Source organism: Rugamonas sp. GW822-FHT03B10 (assembly GCF_058801745.1).
In genome coordinates, this window is record NZ_JBXANP010000014.1 from 58,880 (window position 1) to 78,937 (window position 20,058).

At 72.0% G+C, this 20,058-nt stretch carries 8 protein-coding genes; 4 read left to right on the forward strand and 4 right to left on the reverse strand.

Going from position 1 to position 20,058, the window contains the following annotated elements; translation table 11 throughout:
• The first annotated feature begins 91 nt into the window (after positions 1 to 91).
• Positions 92 to 616, forward strand: a complete 525-nt coding sequence (locus AC1RQG_RS20295) for a hypothetical protein (protein WP_493133998.1) — start codon at positions 92 to 94, stop codon at positions 614 to 616.
• Positions 617 to 714: 98 nt separating this feature from the next.
• On the opposite strand, the gene AC1RQG_RS20300 is transcribed toward AC1RQG_RS20295, so the two are convergent.
• Together AC1RQG_RS20300 and AC1RQG_RS20305 are read right to left on the reverse strand one after the other, a co-directional pair.
• On the reverse strand, positions 715 to 2,352 hold the full coding sequence (locus AC1RQG_RS20300) for a methyl-accepting chemotaxis protein (RefSeq protein ID WP_493134000.1): 1,638 nt from the start codon (positions 2,350 to 2,352) through the stop codon (positions 715 to 717).
• 156 nt (positions 2,353 to 2,508) lie between these two features.
• Positions 2,509 to 3,522 carry an aldo/keto reductase gene (locus tag AC1RQG_RS20305; RefSeq protein WP_493134089.1) on the reverse strand — a complete coding sequence of 338 codons (1,014 nt, stop codon included), beginning with the start codon at positions 3,520 to 3,522 and terminating at the stop codon, positions 2,509 to 2,511.
• Between the two features lie 138 nt (positions 3,523 to 3,660).
• Between AC1RQG_RS20305 and AC1RQG_RS20310 the strand changes: the two genes are divergently transcribed.
• Positions 3,661 to 4,569 carry a LysR family transcriptional regulator gene (locus AC1RQG_RS20310; protein ID WP_493134002.1) on the forward strand — a complete coding sequence of 303 codons (909 nt, stop codon included), beginning with the start codon at positions 3,661 to 3,663 and terminating at the stop codon, positions 4,567 to 4,569.
• A 31-nt stretch (positions 4,570 to 4,600) separates the two neighbouring features.
• A complete protein-coding gene (locus AC1RQG_RS20315) occupies positions 4,601 to 6,250 on the forward strand; it encodes a M20/M25/M40 family metallo-hydrolase (RefSeq protein WP_493134004.1) in 1,650 nt (549 codons plus the stop codon).
• Between the two features lie 82 nt (positions 6,251 to 6,332).
• On the opposite strand, the gene folE is transcribed toward AC1RQG_RS20315, so the two are convergent.
• Positions 6,333 to 6,896: a GTP cyclohydrolase I FolE gene (gene folE / locus AC1RQG_RS20320; protein WP_182219632.1), complete on the reverse strand. Its 564-nt coding sequence runs from the start codon at positions 6,894 to 6,896 to the stop codon at positions 6,333 to 6,335.
• 82 nt (positions 6,897 to 6,978) lie between these two features.
• On the reverse strand, positions 6,979 to 7,800 hold the full coding sequence (gene nudC, locus AC1RQG_RS20325; RefSeq protein ID WP_493134006.1) for an NAD(+) diphosphatase: 822 nt from the start codon (positions 7,798 to 7,800) through the stop codon (positions 6,979 to 6,981).
• Between the two features lie 174 nt (positions 7,801 to 7,974).
• Between nudC and AC1RQG_RS20330 the strand changes: the two genes are divergently transcribed.
• Positions 7,975 to 19,980, forward strand: a complete 12,006-nt coding sequence (locus tag AC1RQG_RS20330) for an SPM autocatalytic domain-containing protein (RefSeq protein WP_493134008.1) — start codon at positions 7,975 to 7,977, stop codon at positions 19,978 to 19,980.
• Positions 19,981 to 20,058 lie beyond the last annotated feature (78 nt).

Consider the following 20,058-nt stretch of genomic DNA (forward strand, 5'->3'; position numbering starts at 1 on the left):
CCGCCGCGCCCGCCACGCGTCCGCGCCGCCGTCGGCAAGCCCGCGCTGCCGCTATAATGGTCACACCATTTTTTTGCAGACGACACCCGCCATGCGCAAGATCCTGCTCGCCACCCTGCCCCTGTTGCTGACGGCCTGCGTCGACGATTCGGCCTCCTATTACGTGGGCGGCAGCGGCAGCAGTCACACGCTGACCGTCAAGCGGGAACAGGAACACCTGTGGAAACGCGACGCGGCCGTCTCGCTGATCCTGGCGCGCTGGCCGGACTGCCAGCGCCGCATCAGCCTGGGCAGCATGCCGGCCAAGGACGTGGAGATCGAACTGTTCGGTCTGGGCGAACAAACGTGGATCCTGCGCGACGGCAACCAGCTGTGGCAGGTGGAGACGCAAAGCTGCACCGAATTGCCGGAACCGAAGGCGGAGGCCGGCGACCTGCTGGGGGTGTTCCGGGTCGAGGGCGGCAAGCTGGTGTTCGTGCCGGCCGTGGTTGCCACGGATGGCGCGGCGGGCGCGGCGGCCGAGGGCCAGCAGGACGGCCCCGCCGATGAAGGCCAGGCGGGCGAAGCGGCCACGGCCGGCGGCGGCGCCCCGGCGTCAGGCAAGGCCGCGCAATAACATCGCACCCGGCCAGATCGGGACGTAACACATTTGAACATAGAGACGTAACACATTTGATTGTGTTACGCCCCCAGTTGGCGGGGGTGGCGTGCCGCTTAGCGCGTCAGCGCCATCCGGCGCGCGGGCTTGGCCACGCGGCCCGGCGCCGGCGCGGCGGCGGCCTGGGCCGGACGGGCGGCCTGCCCGCTCAGGCGGAAGCGGGCCACCATGTCGGCCAGGTGCGCCGCCTGTTCCTGCATGCTGCCGGCGGCGGCGGCGGCCTGCTCCACCAGGGCCGCGTTCTGCTGCGTCACGCTGTCCATCTCCGTGATCGCCATGTTGACGTGGCCGATGCCCGTGCTCTGCTCGGTGGACGCGGCCGTGATCTCGCGCATGATGGCCGTCACGCGCGACACGCTGGCCACCACCTGGTCCATCGTGGTGCCGGCCTGGGCCACCAGGGCGCTGCCGGCGTTGATGCTGTCGACCGAGTCGTTGATCAGGGTCTTGATCTCCTTGGCCGCCGCCGCGCTGCGCTGGGCCAGGTTGCGCACCTCCGACGCCACCACCGCGAAGCCGCGGCCCTGCTCGCCCGCGCGGGCCGCTTCCACGGCCGCGTTCAGGGCCAGGATGTTGGTCTGGAACGCGATGCCGTCGATCACGCTGATGATGTCGACGATGCGGGTGGCCGAGGCGTTGATGGTCTCCATCGTCTGCACCACCTGCGACACCACGCGCCCGCCCTGCTCGGCCACGGCCGACGCCGATTCCACCAGTTCATTGGCCTGCACCGCGTTGCTGGCGTTCTGGTTCACGGTCGAGGTCAGCTCCTCCATCGAGGCGGCCGTCTCCTCCAGCGCGCTGGCCTGCGATTCGGTGCGGGCCGACAGGTCCATATTGCCGGTCGCGATCTCGGCCGAGGCGGTGGCGATCATCTCGGCGCTGTGGCGGATCTCGCCGATGGTGTCGGCCAGCTGGTCGCGCATGGCCTTCATCCCGTACAGGATGCTGCCGCGGTCGCTGTCATGGGTGTCGACGGCGGTGCTCAGGTCGCCGCTGGCGATGCGGGCCGCCACTTCGCCCGCGTATTCGGGGTCGCCGCCGATGGTGTGGCGCAGGCTGCGGTTGACCACGCTGACGATCAGCGCCAGCACCGCGCACACGCCCAGCAGCACGGCGCCCGAGGTGAGCAGGGAATCGCGGAACGCGGCGTCGATATCGTCCACGTACACGCCCGTCACCAGCTGCCAGTCCCACGGCGCGTAGCGGCCCACGCGGCTCAGCTTGGGCACGGGTTCGGAGGCGCCGGGGCGGGGCCAGTAGTAGCGCACGAAACCGCCGTTGTCGCTGCTGTTGCCGGCCGCGACGATCTCCTTGTAGACGTAGGTGCCCTTGGGGTCCTGCATGCCGCTCATGTCCTTGCCATCCATCTCCGGCTTGATCGGATGCATGACGACGACGGCGTTGGAATTGTTGATCGACAGGTAGCCGTCGCTGCCGTAGCGCATGCTGCGGATCACGGCCTTGGCCCGGTTCTGCGCCTCCTCCTTGGTCAGCGCGCCCGACGCCACCTGGGCGTCGTAGCCTTTGACGACGCTGAGCGCGTTGTCGACGATGTTGCGCAAATCACGGCTGCGTTCCTCGATACGCACATCGCGCGCTTGGAACGCGTCGACGATGAAGATCGCCATGATGCAAAGCAGGCTGCAAATCAGCGGCACCCACAGTTTTTGTTGGAAAGTCAGGCGATTCACGGCGAGCTCCTTAGTTAACACGGAGAAAGAATACGCCGAATTGACGCAATCAGCTATATGCTGTGTGACTGGCTATCATTCATGTTGTTTATTTGCCGTATAGGATTTGACAAGGAGAGTGATAACAGGGCACCCTCCTTTGTTGTCAATGCGGCATCAAGCGCGCCGTTCGCTGTCGAGCAACGCCACGGCGTGGGCGTTGTAGCGCGCGCCGGCGGCGGCGCCGGCCGGCACCGCCTGCGCCAGCTGCGCCAGGTCGGCGGCCGACAAGGCCACATCGGCCGCGCCCAGCGCCTCGGCCAGCCGTTCGCGGCGGCGCGCGCCCACCAGCGGCACGATGTCGGCCCCCAGCGCCGCCCCTTGCGCCGCCACCCAGGCGATCGCCACCTGGGCCACGGACACCCCCAGCCCGTCGGCGATGGCGCGCACGCGTTCCACCAGCGCCAGGTTGTGGCGCAGATTGTCGCCCTGGAAGCGCGGGCTGTGCTGGCCCCGGAAATCGCCCTCGCCGGCGCGCCCGGCCGTCCAGTGGCCGCTGATCAGCCCGCGCGACAGCACGCCATAGGCCGTGATGCCGATGCCGAGCTCGCGGCAGGCCTGCACGATGCCGTCCTCGATGCCGCGCGAGATCATCGAATATTCGATCTGCAGGTCGCTGATCGGGTGCACGGCATGGGCCCGGCGCAGCGTCTCCGGTCCCACCTCGGACAGGCCGATGTGGCGGATCAGGCCGGCCTCGACCAGGTCGGCCATGGCGCCCACCGTGTCCTCGATCGGCACGGCCGGGTCCAGCCGGGCCGGACGGTAGATGTCGATGTGGTCCACCCCCAGCCGTTGCAGCGAGTAGGCGAGGAAATTCTTCAGCGCCACCGGGCGGTTGTCGACCCCGCTCCAGCCGCCGAGCGGATCGCGCAGCGCGCCGAACTTGACGCTGATCACGGCCTGCTCGCGGCGCCGCCCGGCCAGCGCCTCGCGCAGCAGCAGTTCATTGTGGCCCATGCCATAGAAGTCGCCCGTGTCGAGCAGGGTGACGCCGGCCTCGAGCGCGGCGTGGATGGTGGCGATGCTTTCGGCGCGGTCGGCCGGGCCGTACAGGTCCGACATGCCCATCAGGCCCAGGCGCAGTGCCGACACTTGCGGTCCGGTGCCGCCAAGCTGACGTGTTTGCAGACGTGTTTGCATGTGATTCTCCAGTTCGTGGTGGGGCGCCTTGCCCGGTCGGGAGCGCGATGGGGGCATTATGCTATTATCGAACCGCGCAATAAATGCGCAAAATCCAACTACTTTATTCGACTATAGCTAACAATCATGGACCAGCTGAAAGCCATGCACATCTTCAAGGCCGTGGCCGACAGCAAGAGCTTCACGCTGGCGGCCCAGCAGCTCGACCTGCCCAAGCCCACCGTCACCAACGCCGTGCAGGCGATCGAGCAGCAACTGGGAGTGCGGCTGCTGCAACGCACCACGCGCAAGGTCAGCCTGACGGTGGAGGGGGCGCTGTACCTGGACCGCTGCGGCGCGCTGCTGAACGACCTGGACGACCTGAACAACCTGTTCCTCGGCGACGGCCGCGCGCCGGCCGGCAGCCTGCGGGTCGACTTGCCGGAGCGCCTCGCGCACCAGGTGGTGATCCCGGCGCTGCCCGACTTCTTCCAGCGCTATCCCGAGATCCAGGTCAAGCTCGGCTCGCGCGACCGCTACGCCGACCTGGTGGGCGAAGGCATCGATTGCGCCGTGCGCGGCGGCGTGCTGCGCGACTCGACGCTGGTGGCGCGCAAGGTGACGGACATGGAACAGATCAACGTGGGCGCGCCGGCCTACCTGGCCCGCCACGGCCGGCCGCGCACGCTGGCCGACCTGCGCCAGCACTGGGCCGTCAACTTCTTCTCCAGCCAGACCGGGCGCGACCTGGACTGGGAATACGTGGACGCCGACGGCGTGCCGCGCACGCTGGCCATGCGCAGCCTGGTGTCGGTCAGCGGCACCGAGGCCTACCTGGAAAGCTGCCTGGCCGGGCTGGGCCTGATCCAGTCGCCACGGCTGGGCATGCTCGACTTGCTGGCCGCCGGCGCGCTGGAGGAAGTGCTGCCCGCATACCGGCCGGCGCCGCTGCCGCTCAACATCGTGTACGCCCACAACCGCCACCTGTCGCCACGGGTGCGGGTGTTCGTCGACTGGCTGGCCGATGTGCTATTGCAGCATTCTGTGGCAAAATAAGCCATTCTCTCCGCCAACCGCATTCTCCCCGATGACATTCCCCCCCACCGCGGCGCTGCTGGCGCTGTGCGCGTGCGCCGCCGGCGCCGCCGCCGCGCCGCTCAAAGTCGACACCGACGCCATGCTGGCGCAGATCACCACGCTCGCCTCCGACGAGTTCGAAGGCCGCGCGCCCGGCAGCCGCGGCGAAACGCTGACCGTCGACTACCTGCAACAACAACTGAAGAAACTGGGCCTGGAGCCGGGCAACCCGGACGGCAGCTTCCTGCAAGCGGTGCCCATGGTCGGCATCTCGACCCACCCCTCGCTCAGCTACCGGGCCGGCGCCGGCGCCCCCGTCAAGCTGGCCTATCCGGACCAGTTCGTGGCCTGGAGCGCGCGCACGGAAAAGCAGGTCAACGTGGCCGACTCGGAACTGGTGTTCGTCGGCTACGGCATCACGGCGCCGCAATACCAGTGGGACGACTACAAGGGCGTGGACCTGCACGGCAAGACCGTGGTGGTGCTGATCAACGACCCGCCGCTGCCCGACCCCAGACATCCGCGGCAGCTCGACGCCAGCCAGTTCGGCGGCAAGGCCCTCACCTACTACGGGCGCTGGAACTATAAATTCGAGACGGCCGCCAAACTGGGCGCGGCCGCCGTGCTGATCGTGCACGACACCAAGCCGGCCGGCTATCCCTACGACGTGGCGCGCGGCAGCCTGGCGCGCGAGGTGTTCACCATCAAGACCAAGGGTCCCAACCCGGCGTTCCCGCCGCTGGCCGGCTGGCTGCCGCTGGAGCAGGCGCGCGCCATGTTCAAGGCCGGCGGCCAGGACTTCGACCAGTTGCAGCGCGGCGCCCTGGCGCGCGACTTCAAGCCGGTGCCGCTGGGCGTGAAGGTGACGCTGAACGCGCAGAACACATGGCGCGAAGTCGCCTCGAACAACGTGGTGGCGAAGATCACGGGCTCGGACCCCGTGCTGAAAAACGACGTTGTGCTCTACAGCGCGCACTGGGACCATTTCGGCATCGACAGCACGCTGCCGGGGCCGCGCACGCAGCAGATCTTCCACGGCGCGCGCGACAACGCGGCCGGCGTGGCCGCCCTGCTGGCCGTGGCCAAGGCCTACAAGGCGCAGCCGGTGGCGCCCAAGCGCAGCATCGTGTTCCTGTTCACCACGGGCGAGGAGCGCGGCCTGCTGGGCGCCCAATACTACGCGCGCAACCCGCTGTACCCGCTCAACAAGACCCTGCTCGACCTCAACGTGGAAGGCATCAACCTGTGGGGCCGCACGCGCGACGTGGAGGTGGTCGGCATGGGCCGCAGCGACGCCGAGGAGCTCGTCGTGCGCGCCGCCAGGGCGCAGGGGCGCACCGTGCATGGCGAGCTCAATCCCGAGCTCGGCATGTACTTCCGCAACGACCAGCTCGAATTCGCGCGCGCCGGCGTGCCGGCGCTGCTGCTGCGCGGCGGCGTGCAATACACGGGGCCGGGCGCGGCGGCGGCGCTGGCCAAGCGCCAGGGCTACACGGCCAACCAATACCACACCGTGCACGACGTGGTGGAAGCGGACTGGGACTTGCGCGGCGCGGCGCAGGACGTCGCCCTGCTGTACGAGGTCGGCAACGAAGTGGCGCAAGGCGGCGCCATCCCGCAATGGAAGCCGAGCGCCGAATTCAGGGCCGCGCGCAAATAAGAAAAAAAAACCGGGGTCAGGTCATGAACTGGTGCAAGTTGCGCCAGTTCATGACCTGACCCCGGTTTGTTTTTTTTCGGACCTAGTCGCGCGCCAGCGCCAGGAATTCCGTGCGCAGCGCCAGGTTGGGCTGCAACTCGCCCAGCATGGCCGAGGTGATGGTCTCCTCGCCCGGGGTGCGGATGCCGCGGCTTTCCATGCACATGTGGCGGCACTTGACCACCACCCCCACCGCCTTCGGCTCCAGCACGTCCATCAGCGCGTTGGCGATCTGGATCGTCATCCGTTCCTGCACCTGCAGGCGCTTGGCGAAGCAATCGACCAGCCGGGTCAGCTTGGACAGGCCGACGATCTTGCCATTGGGCAGGTAGCCGACCGTGGCCTTGCCGAAGAACGGCGCCAGGTGGTGTTCGCAGTGGCTGTAGACGGGGATGTTCTTCACCACGATCAGCTCGTTGTACTGCTCGGCGCCGTCCTCGAACGCCTTCAGCAGCTCGACCGGGTCCTGCTCGTAGCCCGAGGTCCAGTGTTTCCAGGCCTTGGCCACCCGGTGCGGGGTTTCGGCCAGGCCGGGACGGTCCGGGTCCTCGCCCAGCGAGCTGAGCAGGCGGCGCCAGTCTTGTTCCGTGAAAGCTTCTTTAGACATGATGATGTGAGACCATAAAAATAACGATTGCCGCAAGTATATAGAAAATGCGGGCGGCCCACCGGCCGCGGCCGCGCGGCCGCTAGCGCCGCGGCGGCCGGTGGGCGTCGATCAGCGCGGCCGCGATCGACACGCTGACCGGCATCTCGGGCCACGCGTCGTCGGGCCCGAACCAGCGCGCGTCGGTGATCTCGCCGGGGTCGACGCGGATCTCGCCGTCGAGGTAGTCGGCGGTGAAGGCCACCATCAGCGAATGGGGGAACGGCCACGGCTGGCTGGCGAAGTAGCGCAGGTTGTGCACGCGCAAGCCGACCTCCTCGAACACCTCGCGGTGCACGGCCTCCTCGATCGACTCGCCCGCCTCCAGGAAGCCGGCCAGCGCCGTGTAGCGCTGGTACGGCGACTTGGCGTGCATGGCCAGCAGCACCTGCTCGCCCTTGCGGATCAGCACCATCATGGCCGGCGAGATGCGCGGGTAGGCGCTCATGCCGCACGCCGGGCACTGGTAGCAGCGCTCGCCGGCCACATGCGCCATGGGGGTGGCGCAGGCGCCGCAGTAGCGGTGGGTGCGGGCCCATTCGGCCAGTTGCACGGCGCGGCCGGCCACGCCGAGGAAACCGTCGTCGCACACGCCGAACAGGGCGCGCAGGTTGTGGAAACCGTAGGCCGGGTCCGGCACGGCGTCGCTGTCCAGCCAGGCCGTCTGGTAATACCGGCCGTCGAGCACGCCCACCGGGTGGAGCCGCTCGGGCGCCACGTCCAGCGCGGCCAGCACGGCCGGCGGCGGCAGCGACCAGTCGTCGTTGCGTAAAAGCAACTGCCCGCGATGACAGAGGAAGGTCAGCGGCGCGGGGTGGGATTGCGGGCGGATCACGGGGGTGAAGGCGGCGGGCGTGTGCAGCATGGGGGCGGTCATTCCTGGGGATGCGATGACGCACATCTTACCGTGTTTCCAACATGCCGATCCGGCGCCGCTAAGTCCTTGTTTTCATGCCAAGATTTGGACCGGATTTACTTGCCTTCTCTCAATTATGGGTCGATAGGCGTTACTATATCCTCCTGCCAGGAGACCCCCACTATGTCGTCGCTCGTCGAATTATTTAGCACTGACCAGATCGCCCAACTGCTGACCAGCCAGATCGTCCAATTGACCACGGCCGACATGGCCGCGCTGTCGACGGCGCAGATGGCGGCGTTCACGACGGCGCAGTTGGCCGTCCTGGGCAGCCAGCAGATCCGCGCCATGCCGAGCCAGGACTTGCAAGCGCTGAGCACGACACAGCTGGCCTACGGCTTCGGCACCCAGCAGATCCAGGCCCTGTCCACCCAGCAAATGCCGCTGCTGACGACGGCGCAGCTGGTGGCCGGCGTCACCACCGACCAGTTCGCCGCGCTCTCGACGGCCCAGCTCGGCGCCCTGACGACGGCCCAGGTGGCCCTGCTGGGCACGGCCGACCTGGCCGCCCTGCGCACGGCCCAGATCGCCGGCCTGGGCACGGCGCAGGCGCGCGCGCTCGGTTCGGACCAGCTGGCCGCCCTGTCGACGGCCGGCGTGGCGGCCCTGCGCAGCCAGCAGCTGGCCGCGCTCGCCACGGCCAGCGTGGCCGCCCTGCGCAGCGACCAGGTGGCGGCGCTGGGCAGCCAGCAATTGACGGCCCTGCTCACCCAGCAGATCGCGGCCCTGGGCAGCGACCAGATCGCCATGCTGGGCACGGCCCAGGCCAGCGCCCTGCTCACGGCGCAGGTGGCGGCCCTGTCGTCGCTGCAACTGGACGCGCTGGGCACGGCCAGCGTGGCCAGCCTGAAGACGGGCCAGCTCGCCGCGCTGGGCAGCGCCCTGTTCGGCGCGCTCACCGCGGACCAGATCACGGCGCTGACCACGGCGCAGGCCCGGTCGCTGTCGTCGCAGCAACTGGCGGCGCTCGGTTCGGACCAGCTGGCCGCGCTGCGGACGGCCGACCTGGCCGCGCTGGCCACCGCCGCGCTGGCCGGCCTGGGCACGACCGGCGTGGCCGCCCTCAGCACGGCCCAGGCCGCCGCCCTGGGCACGGCCCAGCTCAACGCCCTGTCCGGCGCGCAGATGGCGGCCCTGGGCAGCGACCAGATCGTCGCCCTCGGCAGCAACCAGGCCAGCAACCTCGGCACGCGCCAGCTGGCCGCCCTCACCACCGATCAACTGGCCGCGCTCGAGACGGCCGACTGGGCCAGCCTCAGAACGGCGCAGCTGGCCGCGCTGTCGACGGCCCAGCTGGGCGCCCTGACGACGGCCCAGCTGGCCGCGCTGCGCAGTGCGCAGGTGCCGGGCCTGGGCACGGCGCAATGGGCCGCGCTGCGCTCGGACCAGCTGGCCGCGCTCGCCACGGCCACCCTGCGCGCCCTGCAGACCCAGCAGATGGCCGCCCTCGGCACGGACGCCGTGGCCGCCCTGCAGACGGCCCAGGTGGCCGCGCTGGCGACGCAACAACTGGCCGCGCTCGGCACGGCCCAGATCACGGCGCTGACCAGCGATCAGCTGAGCGCGCTGGGCACCGCCCAGGCCGGCGCGTTGACGACGCGCCAGATGGCCGCCCTCGCCACCGACCAGCTCAACGCGTTCGGGACGCAGGACTGGGCCGCCCTCAAGAGCGGCCAGTTGACGGCCTTGACGACGGCCCAGGTGGGCGCGCTGGCCACGGCCCTGATCGCCGCGCTGGGCACGGCCCAGGCGGCCGCCCTGACCACGCAGCAGCTGCGGGCCCTGAACAGCGACCAGCTGGCGGCGCTCAGCACGGCCGACTATGCGGCCCTGCAATCGAGCCAGTTGCCGGGCCTGGGCACGGCCGCCATCGCGGCGCTCGGCACCAGCCAGGTGGCGGCCCTGAAGACGGCCCAGATCGCGCAGCTGGCCACGGACCAGGTGGCCGTGCTCAGTTCCGACCAGATCGGCGTGCTCAGCACCGCGCAGGCGGTCGCGCTGACCACGCGCCAGATCGCCAGCCTCGGCAGCGACCAGGTGGCCGCCCTGTCGACGCGCGACTGGGCCGCGCTGGCCACCGGCCAGCTCGGCGCCCTGAACACGGCCCAGCTGGGCGCCGTCACGACGGCCCAGGTGGCCGCCCTCACGACGCTGCAGGCCGCCTCCTTGTCGACGCTGCAGATGGCCAACCTGTCGAGCGCCCAGCTGGCCGCCCTGCCGACGGCCACGCTGGCCGCCCTGCGCACGCTCCAGCTGACCAGCCTGGGCACCGACAACGTGGCCGCCCTCGGCACCGCCCAGCTGCAGGCGCTGACGACGGCCCAGCTGAGCGCGCTGGGCACGGCCCAGCTGCAGGCGCTGGGCACGGCCCAGATCGTGGCCATGACGACGGCCCAGGCCAGCAACCTGGCCACGCGCCAGCTGGCCGCCCTCACCAGCGACCAGCTGGCCGCGCTCGAAACGGCCGACCTGGCCGCGCTGCGCACGACCCAGATCCGGGCCCTGACGACCGATGAAGTGGCGCTGCTCAGCACGACGCAGGTGGCGGCCCTGACGACGGCCCAGGCGGCCGCGCTGACGTCGGCCCAGCTCAACGCGCTGGGCAGCGCCCAGCTGCTGGCGCTCAACACGTCCAACCTGGCCGCGCTGCTGACCGTCCAGATCGGCGCGCTCGACACGGCCAGCGTGGCCGCGCTCACCACGGCCCAGATCCGGGCCCTCTCCACGGCCCAGCTCGCCGCGTTCCGGAGCGCCCAGGTGCAGGCGCTCACCAGCGACCAGATCGTGGCCCTGACCACGGCCCAGGCCAGCAACCTGCAAACGGCCCAGGTGGCCGCGCTCACCAGCGACCAGTGGGCGGCGCTCGAGACGGCCGACCTGGCCAGCCTGAGGACGGCGCAGCTGAACGCCCTCAGCACGGACCAGGTCGCGTTACTGGGCACGGACCAGGTGGCCGCGCTGGGCACCCAGCAGGCCGCCGGCCTGGCCACGCGCCTGCTGGCGGCCCTCACCACCGGCCAGGTGGCCGCGCTGACCACGGCCGATGTGGCCGCGCTCGCCACGGCCCAGTGGCGCGCCCTGAACACCGATGACATCGCGGCGCTGGGCACGGCCCAGTTGCGGGCCATGGGCACGGCCCAGCTCAGCACGCTCACCACGGCCCAGCTGCAAGCGCTGGGCACGGCGCAGCTGGCCGCGCTCAGTTCGCTGCAACTGAGCAAACTGGCCACGGCGCAGATCGCCGCGCTCACCAGCGACCAGCTGGCCGCGCTCGACACGGCCGACCTGGCCGCGCTGCAATCGGGCCAGGTGGCGGCCCTGACGACGGACCAGGCCGCGCTGCTGGGCACGGCCCAGGTGGCGGCCCTCAGCACGCTGCAGACGGTGGCGCTGGGCACGCGCGACCTGGGCGCGTTCGGCAGCGCCCAGATCGCGGCGTTGACGACGGCCCAGGCGGCGGCGCTGACCACGGCGCAACTGGCGGCGCTCAACAGCGACCAGCTGGCCGCGCTCGAGACGGCCGACCTGGCCAGCCTGCGAACCAACCAGCTCAACGCGCTGGGCACGGCCCAGGCCGCCCTGCTGAGCACGGCCCAGCTGGCCGCCCTGAGCACCCAGCAAGCGGCCGGCCTGGCCACGCGCCTGCTGGCCGCCCTCAGCACCGACCAGGTGGCCGCCCTGACCACGGCCGACGTGGCCGCCCTGACCACGGCCCAGTGGCGCGGCCTCGGTTCAGACGCCGTCGCCGCGCTCGGCACGGCCCAGGTGCAAGCCTTGACCACGGCCCAGCTGAGCAATCTGAACACGGCCCAGCTGCAGGCGCTGGGCACGGCCGGCATCGCCGCCCTCGGCACCCGGCAGCTGTCCAGGCTGGCCACGGCCCAGATGGCCGCCCTCACCAGCGACCAGCTGGCCGTGTTCGGCACCGACGACATGGCCGCGCTGCAGACGGCCCAGCTCAACGCGCTGGCCAGCGCCCAGGTCGGCCTGCTCAGCAGCGCCCAGCTGGGCGCCCTGTCCACGCTGCAAGTGAGCAACCTCGGCACGCGCCAGCTGGCCGCCCTGACCACCGACCAGATGACCGCGTTGAGCACGGCCGAACTGGCCGCCCTGCGCAGCGTCCAGCTGCGGGCCCTCGGCACGGACCAGCTCGGCGCGCTCACCACGGCCCAGCTGCAGGCGCTGGGCACGGCCCAGTTGGCCGCGCTGGCCACCGACCAGTTGCAAGGCCTGGGCAGCGCGCAGATCGCGGCCCTCACCACCGCCCAGGCCGCCGGCCTGACGACGGCCCAGGTGGCCGCCTTCACCAGCGCCCAGCTGGCCGCGCTGGAGACGGCCGACCTGGCCGCCCTGCGCACCAGCCAGATCACGGCCCTGACCACGACCGAGGTGAGCCTGCTGAGCACCGACCAGATCGCCGCGCTGACGACGGCCCAGGCCCGCGCGCTGGGCACGGGCCAGCTGGTCACGCTCAGTTCCACCCAGGTGGCCGCGCTCACCGCGGCCGACCTGGCCGCCCTGTCGTCGGCCCAGCTGGCCGCGCTCGGCACCACGCTGCTGGGCATGCTGAGCACGGCCCAGCTGCAGGCGATGACGACGGCCCAGATCGCCGCCCTGTCCACGGCCCAGGTGGCCGCGCTGGGCACCGACCTGATCGTCGCGCTCACCACCGCCCAGGCCGCCAGCCTGACGACGGTGCAGATGACCGCCCTGCAAACGGCCCAGCTGGCCGCGCTGGAGACGGCCGACCTGGCCGCCCTGAAGACCAGCCAGCTCAACGCGCTGGCCCCGCAACAGGTGGCCGCGCTGGGCAGCGACCAGCTCGAGGCGCTCGTCACGGCCCAGGTGGGCAACCTCGGCACGCGCCAGCTGGCCGCGCTCGGCACCGACCAGGTGCGCGCCCTGCTGACGGCGGAACTGGCGGCGCTGCGCAGCGGCCAGCTGCAGGCGCTGTCAACCGACCAGCTGGCGGCCCTGCAAACGGCCCAACTGCAAAGCCTGTCCACCGCCCAGCTGGGCGCGCTGGCCACGGCCCAGTTGCCGGCCTTCGGCAGCGACCAGATCGCGGCCCTCACCACGGCGCAGACCGCCAACCTGACGACGGCCCAGGTGGCCGCGCTGGCCACCACCCAGCTGGCCGCGTTCAACACCGACCAGCTGGCGTCGCTGAAGACGGCCCAGCTCAACGCGCTGGGCACGGCGGCCATGGCCAGCCTGGCCACGGCCCAGATCGCCGCCCTGACGACGCTGCAGGCGGCGTCGCTGCGCACGGCGCTGGTGGCGGCCCTCGGCACCGGACAGATCCAGGCCCTGACGCTGGCCGACCTCGACGCGCTGCGCAGCGCCCAGCTGGTGGCGCTCGCCTCCGGCCAGCTGGCCGCGCTCGGCAGCGACCAGCTGCAAAGCATGGGCACGGCCCAGCTCGCCGCACTGACGACCAGCCAGCTCGCGACCCTGGGCAGCGCCCAGATCGCCACCCTGACCACGCGCCAGGCCGCCGGGCTGACCACCGGCCAGATGACCGCCCTGGGCACGGCCCAGGTGCTGGCCTTGACGACCGACGCCGTGGCCGCCCTGCGGACGGCGCAGATCGCGGCGCTGGGCAGCGCCGCCACGGCCGCGCTCAGCACGGCCCAGATCGTGGCCCTGACCACGCAGCAGGCCGGCGCGCTGGGCACGCAGCAAGTGGCGGCCCTGACGACGGACCAGCTGCAGGCGCTGGAGAACAGCGACCTGGACGCCCTGCGCAGCGCGCAGGTGGCGGCGCTGGCGACGGCGCAAGTGGCCGCGCTGGCCACCGGCCAGATCGCCAGCCTGACGACGGCCCAGGTGGCCGCGTTCACCAGCGCCCAGTTGCGCGCCCTGCGCAGCGACCAGGTCGGCGCCCTCACCACGGCCCAGGCCGCCAATCTGACGACGGCCCAGCTGGCCACACTGGGCACGGCCCAGGTGGTGGCGCTGGGCACGGACGCGGTGGCCGCGCTCAAAACCGGCCAGCTCGCGGCGCTCGGCACGGACGCCGTGGCCGCGCTGGCCACGGACCAGATCGTGGCCCTGACCACGCTGCAAGCGGGCGCGCTCGGCACCCAGCAGGTGGCGGCCCTGACCACGACCCAGCTGCAGGCGATGGAGAACCGCGACCTGGACGCGCTCAGGACGGCGCAGGTGGCGGCCCTCGGCACGCTGCAGCTGCAAGCCTTGAGCACCGACCAGTTCACCAGCCTGACGACGGCCCAGGTGGCCGCGCTGGCCAGCGCCCAGTTGCGCGGTCTGCGCAGCGACCAGCTGGCCGCCCTCACCACGGCCCAGGCCGCCTCGTTGGCCACGGCCCAGCTCACGGCCCTGGCCACGGAGCAGTTGGCCGTGCTGTCCACGGACGACGTGGCGGCCCTGAGGACGGCCCAGCTGGCCGCCCTTAGCACCGTCCAGCTGGCCAGCCTGGCCACCGACCAGATCGTGGCCCTGGGCACGCTGCAGGCCGGCGCGCTGACCACGGCCCAGGTGGCCGCGCTGACCACCGCGCAGCTGCAGGCGCTGGAGACGGCCGACCTGGCCGCGCTGAAGACGGCGCAAGTGGCCGCGCTCGGCACGGCCCAGCTGGTGGCGCTGTCCACCGACCAGCTGCAAGGCATGGCCACGCTGCAGATCGCCGCGCTCGGCAGCGGCCAGCTGGCCGGCTTGAGCACGGACCAGATCGCGGCCTTGACCACGGCCCAGGCCGCCTCGCTGACGACGGCCCAGGCCGTCGCGCTGAGCAGCCGCCAATTGCTGGCCCTGACGACGGACGACCTGGCCGCGCTCAGGACGGCCCAGGTGGCCGCGCTGGCCACCAGCCAGCTGACCGTGCTCGGCACCGGCCAGATCGCCGCGCTGACGACGCTGCAAACGGCGGCCCTGTCGACCGCCCAGCTGGCGGCGCTGGCCACGGCGCAGATCGCGGCCTTGCGCACCGACCAGCTGGCCGCGCTGAAATCGGCGCAACTGGCGGCGCTGCGCACCGACCAGCTCGACGCCCTCGGCACCGACCAGCTGCAAAGCCTGACCCCGGCCCAGCTCGCCGGCCTGGGCAGCGCCCAGCTGCAGGCGTTGACGACGGACCAGATCGTGGCCCTCACGACGGCCCAGGCCGCCGCCCTGGCCACGGCCCAGGTGCTGGCGTTGACGACGGCCCAGCTGGCCGTGCTGGCGACCGACGACCTGCAAGCGCTGGGCACGGCCCAGCTCGCGGCGCTGACGGCGCCGCAGCTGCAAACGCTGACCAGCGACCAGATCGGCGCCCTCACCACCGCCCAGGCCGGCGCGCTGACCAGCGCCCAGCTGACCGCGCTGGGCACGCTCCAGCTGCGCGCGCTCGGCACCGACGACGTGGCCGCGCTCAAGTCGGCCCAGCTGGCCGCCCTGACCACGGCCCAGGTGGCGGCCCTGACGGCCGACCAGTTGCAAAGTGTGACGCCGGGCCGGATCACGGCGCTCGGCAGCGACCAGTTGCGGGCCTTGGACACCGACCAGATCGGCGCCCTGACGACGGCCCAGGCCGCCGCCCTGGCGACCAGCCAGCTGACGGCGCTGACCACCACCCAGTTCGCCGCGCTGACCCTGGACGACCTGGCCGCCCTGCGCAGCGCGCAGATCGCCGCGCTGGCGACCGACCAGGTGCGCGCGCTGGCGCCGGACCACATCGCCGCCCTCACCACCGGCCAGGCGCAGGCGCTGACGGGCGGCCAGTTGCAGGCGCTGGGCTCGGACCAGCTGCAGGCGCTGGGCACCGACCAGTTGACCGCGCTGAAGAGCGCGCAGATCGCCGCCCTCGACACCGACCAACTCAACGCGCTGCAGGCGGGCCAGCTGCAAAGCCTGGGCCAGACGCAACTGGACGCGCTCGGCAGCGCCCAGCTGCAGGCCCTGGGCAGCGACCAGATCATCGCCCTGACCACGCAACAGTACACGGTGCTGACCACCGCCCAGGTGGGACTGCTGACCAGCGACCAGCTGGGCGCCATCGAACTGGACGACCTGGCCGCGCTGACGACGGCCCAGGTCCTCGCGCTCGGCAGCGACCAGCTGCGCGCGCTGACCGTGGACCGCGTGGCCGCGCTGACCACGCTGCAGCTGCAAGCGTTGGCCGGCGGCCAGCTCGCCGCGCTGGCCACGGACCAGTTCCAGGCCATCGGCAGCGACGGCCTGCAGGCGCTGAGGACGGTCCAGATCGCCGCGCTCGGCACGGCGCAACTGGTGGCGCTGACCGCCGACCAGTTGCAGCATTTGAGCAGCGACCAGGTCGAGGCGCTCAGTTCGACCCAGGCCCAGGCGCTGACGAGCGACCAGATCGGCATGCTGACCTCGCGCCAGATCGACAGCCTCAGCACGCGCGCCCTCACGGCGCTCAGCAGCGACCAGATCGCCGCCATCGGCACCGACAACTTCAGCACCCTGTCGAGCAACCAGATCGCCGCGCTCAACGCCGCGCAGTTCAGCGCCGTCACGACCGACCAGATGGTGGCGCTGACCAGCACCCAGGCCGCCGCGCTGGTCACGGCGCAGATCGCCGCGCTGAGCAGCGACCAGCTCGACGCGCTCGAGACGGTCGACTTCGCCGCCCTGAGGACGGCGCAGATCGCCGCCATCGGCAGCGCCGGCATCGCGGCCCTGAGCACCGACCTGGTGCGGGCGCTGGGCACCGCCCAGGTCGCCAGCCTGGGCAGCGCCCAGATCGCGGCGCTGCAGACCGACCAGCTGGCCATCCTGGACGGCGTCCAGGCCGGCGCGCTCGGCACGGCCCAGCTGGCCGCGCTCAGCGCCGGCCAGGTCGGCGCGCTCGGCACCGACGCCTTCGTCGCCCTGCGCAGCGGCCAGCTGGCCGCGTTGAACACGGTCCAACTGGCGGCGCTCAGCAGCGACCAGCTCAACGCCCTGTCGACCAGCGCCTTCAGCGCCCTCGGCACGGGCGTGCTGGGCGCGCTCAGCACGGCCCAGTTGTCGCAGCTGGGCACGGCCCAGGTGGGCGCGCTGACGGCGGCGCAGGCCGCCGCCCTCGGCACCGCCCAGCTGACCGCGTTCGACACCGACCAGGTCGGCGCGCTCGGCACGGCCGCCGTCGGCGCCCTGCAGTCCGACCAGATCGAGGCGCTCTCGACCGACCAAGTCGTGGCCCTGGGCACGGGGCAGGTGCGGGCGCTGGCCGGCCAGCAGCTGAACGCGCTGCTGAGCGACCAGGTGGCCGCGCTCGAAACGCGCGACCTGGCGGCCCTGACCACGGCCCAGTTCAAGCTGCTGGGCACGGACCAGCTGCGGGCGCTGCAAACCGATCAACTGACCACGCTGGCGACGGCGCAGCTGGCCGCGCTCGGCACCGACCAGCTCAGCGCCGGCCTGGACACCGACCAGATCGCCGCGCTGACGACGGCGCAGGCGGCCGCCCTGTCCACCGCGCAGGTGGCCGCCCTGACCACCGGCCAGGTGGCCGCGCTGGCCAGCGCCGACCTGGGCGCGTTCAGCACGCGCCAGGCCGTGGCGCTGACCAGCGACCAGTTGAGCGCCTTGGGCAGCGACCAGTGGAACGGCCTGGCCACGGCCGCCCTGGCCGCCCTCACCACCAGCCAGCTGCTGGCCGGACTGGGCACGGACCAGCTGGCCGCGCTCGACACCGACCACATCGGCGCGCTGACCACCGCGCAACTGGCTTACGGCCTGAGCACCGACGACATCGCCGCGCTCGGCACCGACCAGATCACCGCCCTGCGCACCGCCCAGGCGGCGGCGCTGGCGACGGCGCAGGTGCAGGCGTTGACGAGCGACCAGATCGTCGCCCTGAGCACGGCCCAGACGGCCGCGCTGACGACGGCCCAGATCGCCGCGCTGGCCAGCGACCAGCTGGCGGCGCTGGAAACGCGCGACCTCGGCGCGTTCAGCACCCGCCAGCTGGCGGCCCTGAGCGCCGCCCAACTGGGCGCACTGGGCACGCAGCAACTGAACGCGCTGAGCAGCGCCCAGTTCAGCGCCCTCAGCACCAGCCAGCTGGCCGCCGGCCTGTCCACCGACCAGGTGGCGGCGCTCGACACCGACCACATCGCCGCGCTCACCACCGCCCAGTTGGCCTACGGCCTGACCCTGGACGGCCTGGCGGCCTTGACCAGCGACCAGTTGCAGTCGCTGCGCACGGCCCAGATCGCGGCCCTGACCACGCAGCAAGCCGGCGCCCTGGGCACGGGCCAGATCGCCGTGCTGCTGACGGCGCAGATGACGGGCCTGAGCACGGCGCAGATGCCGGCCCTGACGGCCGACCAGCTGGCCGCGCTCAGCACCGACCAGATCGCCGCGCTCGACACCCAGGACATGGCCGCGCTCAGCGCCGGCCAGTTCACCGGCCTGTCGACCGACCAGACGGCGGCCTTGACCACCAGCCAAGTGCACGGCCTGAAGACGGCGCAGATCGCCGCCATCGACGGCGTGCAGATCGGCGCCTTCGGCAGCGACCAGCTGCAGGCGCTGGGCACCCAGCAGGCCGCCGCGCTGAGCGTGGCGGCCGTGGCGGGCTTGCGCAGCGACCAGCTGGGCGCGCTGGCCACGGCCGATGTGGCCGCGCTGGGCACGTCGCAGTTCGCCAGCATCGGCGCGGCCCAGCTGGCCGGCCTGAACACCAGCCAGGTGCAGGCCCTGACCAGCGCCCAGCTCGGCGCCATGACGCTCGACCAGTTGTACGCCCTCGGCACCGGCCAGATCGCCGCCCTGCGCACCACCCAGATCGGCTACCTGGCCACCAGCCAGTTGGCGGCGCTGAGCAACGCGCAGGTCCAGGCCTTGTCGACCGACCAGATCGCCGCGATCAAACTGAGCCAGCTGCCGGCCCTGACCATCGACCAGGTCGGCGCGCTGGGCTCGGACCAGCTGCGCGCGCTGAGCACGGCGCAGATCCAGACGCTGTCGGCGACCCAGCTGGTGGCACTGACCAGCCAGCAGTCGGGCGCGCTCAGCACCACCCAGATGGCGGCCCTGAAGAACAGCCAGATCGCCGCGCTCGACGCGCCCCAGCTGTACGGCTTCGGCACCGACCAGCTCGACGCCTGGAGCACCAGCCAGCTCGGCGCGCTGACGACGCTGCAGATCGGCTACCTGTCGACCGACCAGATCGCCGGCCTCACCACGGACCAGGTCGCCGGCCTGAAGAGCAGCCAGCTGGCCGCCTTCAGCAGCAACCAGATCAAGGCCTTCACGGCGGCCCAGATGCCGGCGCTGGGCACGCTGCAACTGGGTGCGCTCAGCGTGGCCCAGGCCGACGCGCTCAGCGCCGCCCAGGTGGCCGCCATGTCCGTCACCCAGACCATGGCCCTGAACGCGTCCTCGCTCAACTACGCGACCCCGCTGATCCTCGACCTCGACGGCAATGGCGTGCAGACGCTGGCCATCACGGCCGGCGTGCGCTTCGACATCCGCGCCGAGGGCCACGCCGTCGGCACCGGCTGGGTCGACGCCCACGACGGCCTGCTGGCCCTGGACCGCAACGGCGACGGCGTGATCAACGATGGCGGCGAACTGTTCGGCAGCGCCACCACCCTGGCCGACGGCAGCAAGGCGCGCGACGGCTACGCCGCGCTGGCCGCGCTCGACAGCGACGGCGACGGCCGGATCACCAGCGCCGACGCCGCCTACGGCGCGCTGCGGGTGTGGGTCGACGCCAACGGGGACGGCGTCAGCCAGGCCGGCGAACTGCGCGGCCTGGCGCAACTGGGCATCGCCGCCATCGACACCCGCGCCGAGCACACGCTGACCCAGCAGAACGGCAACCTGATCGGCCTGCGCGCCACCTACACCAGCACCGACGGCAGCGTGCACCAGAGCGCCGACGCCTGGTTCCTGGCGCAGAACGCGCCGTCGACGGCCACGCTGGCGCAGCAGGTCAGCGGCCTGAGCGAGGCCATCGGCGGCTATGCCGGCGCCGCGCCGGCCGCGCCGGCGCTGGCGCCGCCGGGACAGCCGGGACAGCCGGGGCCGGCGTCGCCGGCGCTGGCCATGGCCGACGCGCTGCGCCACTACGGCGCCGCCCACGGCCTGCAGGACGCCGCCGCCGCGCTGACCGGCAAGCGGCCGCAGGACGCGCCGGCCAGCCTGTGGTTCGGCGTGCCGAACCGCTAGCGCGGCGCCGTCCACGGGGCGGCGGACGGCCACCGGCCGCCGCCGCCGCGCCGCGGCGCGCGTCCGGCGCGCCACGGC